Here is a 6566-nt window from a genome sequence, read left to right as displayed (position 1 = left end):
TCTTGACTGGCACAAAACGCATGGTTGGACGGCTCATCGCCTCACAGAGGGCCTCGGCATCTGCCGCATCATTCTTGCTGCGCCTGACGTAAGGTTTGACAAGCTGTGGCGCCATCAGCCTCACTTCGTGGCCGAGCGCGCCAAGGGTTCTGGCCCAGTGATGGGAAGCCCCACAAGCTTCAATGCCAATCACTGTCGGCGGCAGTTTCTCGAAAAACCGGATCATCTGATGTCGGCTCAGTTTCCGGCTTAGCGCAACCCGCTCTTCGGCATCCACGCCGTGGAGCTGAAACACTTTTTTCGAGGTATCCATGCCGATACGGACCAACTGACGCATGATGGTTTCCTTCACTGACATTCAACTCCTCAGCATCCTCTCAGGACCACAGGGAGCCGTCCACACCATCAGTTCTCAGTGAAAATCAACAAACGGGCTTTCTCCCGCGCCAAAATATGACTGTCTGCCCAGCTCATAATAAAAAATACCCATCATGTTGGGTTTGTGATAGCATGCGCCATGCCAACAGTTTACCGAGTGGGCCGCTTCCGGTTCATGATCTATGCGAATGACCATGATCCGGCCCATGTCCATGTGTTCTGTGATGGCCGTGAGATCATCATCAACCTTGGGGAAGCCGAGGCAACGATCCGGGAGATTGCCCCCGGCGTGAAGCGGGCAGACGTACGCGAGGCGTTCAGGATCGCGGTGGAACAACGTGAAGCCCTATTGGCCGCATGGAGGACGATTGATGCACAACGATCATGACATCGAGAAGCAGATGGATGCCGCTTATGAACGTGGTCGCATCCGGCGCGAGACGGTGCCCCAGGCGATTGCCGCCGGTTACGATGCCACGACAGGCCGCGTAACCGTTGAGCTGTCCAACGGTACCCGCTTTGAATTCCCTGCCTCACAGGCTCAGGGCCTTGAGAGAGCAACACCAGAGCAGCTGGCCCAGGTAGAAATCATGGGTGGCTACGGCCTGCACTGGGAGGCACTGGATGCTGACCTATTGGTGCCGGAGTTGATGGCGGGTCTGTTTGGATCCCGCGCCTACATGGCGGCAAAAGCAGGGAGGCAAGTATCGCCTGCAAAAGCGGCGGCAGCACGTCGGAATGGTGCCAAGGGTGGCCGACCAAGGAAGGTGGCGTAATCTACGACCGGTCAGGCCGTTATTCTAACAATATCGGTACAGGCGCGGCATCTGTCAGCCCAATATCAGAAGCCCAAGACGAGGCAGGATAAGTGAGGTGAGTCCACATCACATTCCTACACGTTTGGGGAATTAGGTTGAGTATATGGGAAACCGAAAAATCATCTGGAAGGCATCGACTCACATCCAGAAAATTATCGGCAACCATTTTCTCAATTCCAGCCGCTTGGATTGCAAGCGGCTGGAATGACATCCCATCTTATTTGAAGGGATTTTTGATGGTTGTTACTTTATCGACCACCAAACCATGATGCATGTCCTTGCTCCAAAGGATCGGACAACCATGGTGGACAGCAGCTGCAACAATCAAAGAGTCCCACCAAGAAAGGCGGTATCTCTCCATTATATCCAACGCATCAATATGCGTAACATCAGTCACTGGGATGACAGTGAATCTAGACCTAACAGATGCTGCAAAAGTTTTGACCTTATCCATATCCCAACCAGGAACGCCTGTATTCGCCCACTTTCGTGTAACCGAAACTAATTCGTTCAGAGTTTGGACACTTACAATGCCACCTGTGGAAAATATTCCATGCAGGATTTTTTCTTCTTTCGAACCTGCCACCAGATTTGGTGACATAATTTCTAGAATAATGTTAGTATCAATACAGTTTTCTTTCATTTACTTTTTCCCTATCAAATACAAAGCCATCAGGCATTAGATTTCTCATTGACATTAAATTGCTAAGAGCCTCATTACGGCCCATTTTTCTCTCGACGCGGAAAGATCCAACGCCGTTTTCAAAAATATCTACATCGTCTCCCTCCTTTAAATTGAGTGCTTCTACAACCTTCTTAGGAAGTCTAAGCGCTAGGCTATTGCCCCATTTCGAAATCAGCATGCGATTTTTACCTAATATTTAAGGAATTACAGAAGCCAAAGAGGCTTGATCTTAATAATGGTGTCGATGCCAATATCGACTATATGATACGTGATAAACGAATGTCAAGGATAATATACAAAAATAATTTTATGATATCATTTTTATGGAAATGATCTTAACAGGCACCCCCACCCCACGACGATATGGAGGGCGTTCACGCTGCCGCGCTCAAGTCGGCCTCAGCCGTCGAGACTTCCATGACCGGCACAGTCCCGGTCGGCGGATGGCAGGCCCGGCAGCGCCACCCCTGCGGGCGGACCGCGCTTCACGCCACCATAGATGCCCCCTGGCAGGACCGGCAGGTTGTCCCGGCCGGAACGGGCTTCCCTTCCTTATCGACCCATGACGCTGCCCGCCTGTTAGTCACATCGCCCATGGCCCATGATGATATTTCAGTAGGCAGCCATCCTCCCAGGGTGTCCCACAGTCATAGAGACGGATATTCCGCTACACATGCCTGAGTGCGTCTCTGACGGGCTGTGGCAGGTATCTGACGAGGAGCCATCCCCTTCCGGCGGCCCCATGAATATTACTGGTAATCTTCAGCGCGGGAATGAGAGATCATTCCCGCGTTCTGTTTCTGCCGGAGTTGAGGCACGATCATTCTACCCCCGGCTGCATTATGGGAGTTCAGAGCCAGCACGCGATCTATGGAATGCCAGGGTGCGTGGTCTGCCAGTCATCATGGGCCGCCTGCATCCTGATCCACAGATCAGGGCCATTGCCCAGCAGTTGACCCAGTCGTTCCGCCAGTTCGGGTGTAATGGGTTTTCGGGTCGCCAGGATCTCGTGGAGATGCGGACAGGATATGCCAGGGGCCTGTGCAATTTCTGACGTCTCCATGAAGCCGGCAGGAATGACGTCCAGCCGTAGCAATTCCCCCGGATGGGTGGAGCAACGGTGCCTGTCCCGTGGCATCATGATCTCCTGGCGTGAGGCTTGGATGAGGGCAATGGCCTATGCATCAGCGTTCCCCCTTCTGCTGGAATGGGACCATCCTATTGGCCCGGTTCTGGCATGGGGAGCGGGTGATCGGTGCCCAGGCTGTCAATCCAGGCTATGGCCGCTTCCGCACTGACCACACGGCCCGCTGCAATTTCTGCCAGTGCCTGACGCGTGGCTGCGTCCTTTTCCGCTTCCCGGTCGCGGTCGAACCGGTTTGTATCCGTCGCCATGTTCGTTCCCTTTCCAGGCTGCGGCCTGTTGCAACGATTATGAGCCACTTTCCTCAACGGGCATGAGGAATTCAACAGGGGAAATGTCCAGCACGCAGGCCAGTTCATAAAGGGTGACGACCGTTGGATTGCGAACCCCTTTTTCCAGGCCGCTGAGATATTGCTGGCTGAAGCCTGACCGCTCGGCAACCTGTTCCTGTGTCAGGCCTTTATTCCTTCGGATGCGGGAAAAATTCCATCCCACAAGGCGTCTCATGTCCAGCAGGACATGCTGGCGTTTTACATACTATATTTTTATCAACTATAGTATGTAAATGCCCATTCAATGTCGTTCCCTTGGATATAGAGAGGCCAAGATGTCTGACTGCCACCCCGTTTCTGCCCCACGGATCTGCGTCCTGTCAGCTGCCGGTGGGTGTGGGAAAACCGTCATTGCCTTTCATCTCCTGGCACCTTTCCTCCTCAATCCCCTGCTGGTCTGCGTCAAGGAACGGATCGACTTTTCTGGTGGCCTCAGCCCGGATAACCTTCTGCTGGTCCGAAATGGGGACTTCGGGGTGGTTTTTGAGGAACTCACCTTGAATCAGGGCCGGCCCATCATCATCGATATCGACATGACCGCCCTGGAGGCTACTTGCACGAAGATGAAGCGCTTTTCTGGTGCTGACGAAGACATCGACGTTTTCCTGATTCCATTCACGCCGGAAGTCTACAGTATACAGCGGATGATCTGGACGGTTCGGAAGCTCCGGGCCTGCGGTATTTCCGGACAGAAAATTATCCTGGTTCCCAACCGGCTGCAGGACAGGACAGTGTCCTCGCCGATCGAAGACGTGATGAAAATCTGCGAGGGGCCTGATGCTCCGCGTTTTTTCTGGGATGTCTTCGTGGAAGAGGACGAGATCTATAACCACTTCTTCAGGAAACAGGCTTCCTTCAGGTCGCTTCTGCCTTGCGAATTCTATCGTCAGAAGGCACGAGACAGGCACGCGACGCTGGAAGACCGTCAGAATTATGCATCCTATGCCGCTCTGGCCGCCAGGGCCGAACGCGTGGAACCCCGGCTGAAACAGACCTTTGCCCGTCTCATGGCCCATATCTCTCCAGGGCTGGCTGCAGCAGCCTGACAGACCACCTCATTGGCCCAGAGCAGAGCGATCTTCTATTGCCATGGCTTTGGCAGGGGGAGGGGGTTATCCGTCGCGAAGCTGGCGACCCATGCCTTTCATGGCCTCCCCACGGATCAGCAACCCGGCCTCTCTCCGGGCGAAAGACCATCGCGGACAGATCTTAATTCCAGACATGTTTTCGACGTTTGCGGCCATTCTATCGTATCGGTAACCAGACTATGGTCAGGACAGGCGTGACATGGGGATGGGTTCATTCTGTCAGAAGTTCGCAAATCGGCATTCATCAGGCGTGGCACCAGTTTCTCGTTTGGGCAGACAGCCTATCCCGACGGGGGAGAATTCCGCGTAACCAGCCGCGCTTATGCCTGTCTGCTCCTGCTGGAGACAGGCACCATGAGCACCGTGATCGATGGCGGCAGGCGGGAACTTCATGCCGGGGAATGTGGCATCTTCATCAACATTACTGGCCGGCGTTCCACCTATGCACCGGGCAGCCAGGTTCAGTGGTGTGAAACGCCGCTGCGGGAGTTACCTGCCCCTATAGAGCAGGATTTCCTGGGTGACCGGATCCGCGCCTCTCCGCGCATCCGGACGCTTTTCCGGGAAGGGATCGGGTGTGGTCCGTACGTCTCGCCAGCGCTCGATATGTTGCGCAACGCCCTGGGTGAAGCCCTGTTCGCGGCATGGCGTATCGAGGCGGGAGAAGGCATGGCCGGACACATGCCCGCGCCGCTTCTCGCGGCCAGATCCTATATCGATCTGCATTATGCCGAAAAGCCGGACCTGGAAACACTGGCCGCTATGGCCGGCATTACGCCACCTTACCTGATAGACCTGTTCCGTCGGCATCAGGGCACCACGCCCATGCGCTACATGCGGGCCGTGCGTGCACAGGCTGCGCTGCGCCTGATCCGGCATACCGACATGTCACTGGCCAGCATTGCGGACAGTACGGGCTATGGCTCTGCCTTCCACCTGTCGCGTGAGATCAGGCAGTTCCATGGCCTCAGCCCGCGCCAGATACGCCAGCAGGGCACTCATTCCAACCCGTCCACCCAGGCGGGTGACGCCGGATGCCTGCCTGCGGATAACCGGTTTTGTGCCGGTCCTGAGGTAAATAGGAGCCGTCCCATGACCCATGACATTCCTGTTATCGACATTGCCCCCCTGCGCCAGGGTAACGGTGCGGAGCGGGAGGCCGTGGCCAGCGCCATCGGCAGGGCCTGCCGCGAGACCGGCTTTTTCTACATTACCGGCCACGGCGTATCTCCCGATACGATAGCAAAGCTCTTCGAGGCCTCGCACACGTTCTTCACCCAGCCCGCCGCCGCCAAGGAAGCCGTGGCCATGAGCCGCGTGGGCCAGAACCGGGGCTATGTGGGGCTGGGGGTCGAACGGCTTGATACGACTTCCCTGCCCGACCGCAAGGAAGCCTTCAAGGGGTCGTTTGCGGGAGGGGGCGAAATCCTACGCTAAGGATTTAGGCCAGCGATATTCGCCGGTGAGGTTGATGTGTTCCCATCCCAGCGGTGAGACATGGGCGAGGAGATCAGGCGGGATGATGATGCCGTCCACGGCGCGTCTGTCCACGACCTCCCCGAGTTTCATGGTGTTCCAGAAGATGATGATGGCGGCGAGCAGGTTCATGCCGGCAATACGATAGTGCTGCCCTTCGCCTGAGCGGTCGCGTATCTCACCTCGACGATGGAAGCTGATGGCGCGCTTGAGGGCATGATGGGCCTCGCCCTTGTTGAGACCGATCTGAGCCTGGCGCCGGAGACCGGCGTCGAGAATCCAGTCGATCATGAACAGGGTGCGCTCGATGCGACCGATCTCCCGCAATGCGAGGGCCAGCTCATTCTGGCGCGGGTAGGAAGCGAGCTTGCGAAGAATCTGGCTGGGGGCGACGATGCCCGCTGCGATCGTTGCCGTGACGCGCAGGATGTCGGGCCAGTTGCGCTCGATGAGCGGTTCATTGATTTTGCCGCCAACCAGCGCTCGCACATTGGCGGGCGTCGCGTTGGGCGTGAAGGCATAGAGTCTTTTCTGAGAGAGATCTCGGATACGCGGTGCGAACCTGTAGCCGAGCAAGGAGCTGGCGGCGAACACATGATCGGTAAAGCCACCCGTGTCGGCAAAATGCTGGCGGACGCGGCGGCC

At 56.2% G+C, this 6566-nt stretch carries 11 protein-coding genes; 4 read left to right on the top strand and 7 right to left on the bottom strand.

Going from position 1 to position 6566, the window contains the following annotated elements; translation table 11 throughout:
- The coding region (locus GEU01_RS18775; protein WP_019087258.1) for an IS110 family transposase at window positions 1-337 on the bottom strand (337 nt) is incomplete at its 3' end.
- Between the two features lie 180 nt (window positions 338-517).
- Between GEU01_RS18775 and GEU01_RS18770 the strand changes: the two genes are divergently transcribed.
- Complete coding sequence (locus GEU01_RS18770) at window positions 518-766, top strand: DUF4160 domain-containing protein (RefSeq protein WP_232272623.1); 249 nt, start codon at window positions 518-520, stop codon at window positions 764-766.
- The gene (locus tag GEU01_RS18765) at window positions 750-1154 is read left to right on the top strand and encodes a DUF2442 domain-containing protein (protein ID WP_019087297.1); all 405 of its coding nucleotides are present in this window, start codon (window positions 750-752) and stop codon (window positions 1152-1154) included. The genes GEU01_RS18770 and GEU01_RS18765 overlap by 17 nt, the downstream gene beginning before the upstream one ends.
- A gap of 259 nt (window positions 1155-1413) precedes the next feature.
- Here the strand turns inward: GEU01_RS18765 and GEU01_RS24960 are convergent, their stop codons facing one another.
- The 5 genes from GEU01_RS24960 to GEU01_RS18750 form a co-directional block, all read right to left on the bottom strand.
- Entirely contained in the window at window positions 1414-1839 is a 426-nt protein-coding gene (locus GEU01_RS24960; protein WP_010511400.1) for a PIN domain-containing protein, read from the bottom strand.
- Complete coding sequence (locus GEU01_RS24955; protein WP_010511399.1) at window positions 1820-2059, bottom strand: AbrB/MazE/SpoVT family DNA-binding domain-containing protein; 240 nt, start codon at window positions 2057-2059, stop codon at window positions 1820-1822. The genes GEU01_RS24960 and GEU01_RS24955 overlap by 20 nt, the downstream gene beginning before the upstream one ends.
- A 690-nt stretch (window positions 2060-2749) precedes the next feature.
- Entirely contained in the window at window positions 2750-3019 is a 270-nt protein-coding gene (locus tag GEU01_RS18760; RefSeq protein WP_232272622.1) for a HigA family addiction module antitoxin, read from the bottom strand.
- Window positions 3020-3099: 80 nt separating this feature from the next.
- Complete coding sequence (locus GEU01_RS26515) at window positions 3100-3276, bottom strand: hypothetical protein (RefSeq protein ID WP_010511397.1); 177 nt, start codon at window positions 3274-3276, stop codon at window positions 3100-3102.
- 37 nt (window positions 3277-3313) lie between these two features.
- Entirely contained in the window at window positions 3314-3538 is a 225-nt protein-coding gene (locus GEU01_RS18750; protein WP_010511395.1) for a helix-turn-helix domain-containing protein, read from the bottom strand.
- Window positions 3539-3632: 94 nt separating this feature from the next.
- Between GEU01_RS18750 and GEU01_RS18745 the strand changes: the two genes are divergently transcribed.
- Window positions 3633-4403: a hypothetical protein gene (locus tag GEU01_RS18745; RefSeq protein WP_010511393.1), complete on the top strand. Its 771-nt coding sequence runs from the start codon at window positions 3633-3635 to the stop codon at window positions 4401-4403.
- Window positions 4404-4799: 396 nt separating this feature from the next.
- Entirely contained in the window at window positions 4800-5882 is a 1083-nt protein-coding gene (locus tag GEU01_RS18735; protein WP_019087293.1) for a 2-oxoglutarate and iron-dependent oxygenase domain-containing protein, read from the top strand.
- Here the strand turns inward: GEU01_RS18735 and GEU01_RS18730 are convergent.
- A partial coding sequence (locus GEU01_RS18730) for a Tn3 family transposase (protein WP_019087292.1) occupies window positions 5874-6566 on the bottom strand: 693 nt, incomplete at its 5' end. The genes GEU01_RS18735 and GEU01_RS18730 overlap by 9 nt on opposite strands.

Source organism: Komagataeibacter europaeus LMG 18890, from assembly GCF_000285295.1.
GTDB lineage: Bacteria > Pseudomonadota > Alphaproteobacteria > Acetobacterales > Acetobacteraceae > Komagataeibacter > Komagataeibacter europaeus.
Note: the sequence above shows the minus strand (reverse complement) of the source record. Positions and strands in the feature narration are given on the sequence as shown.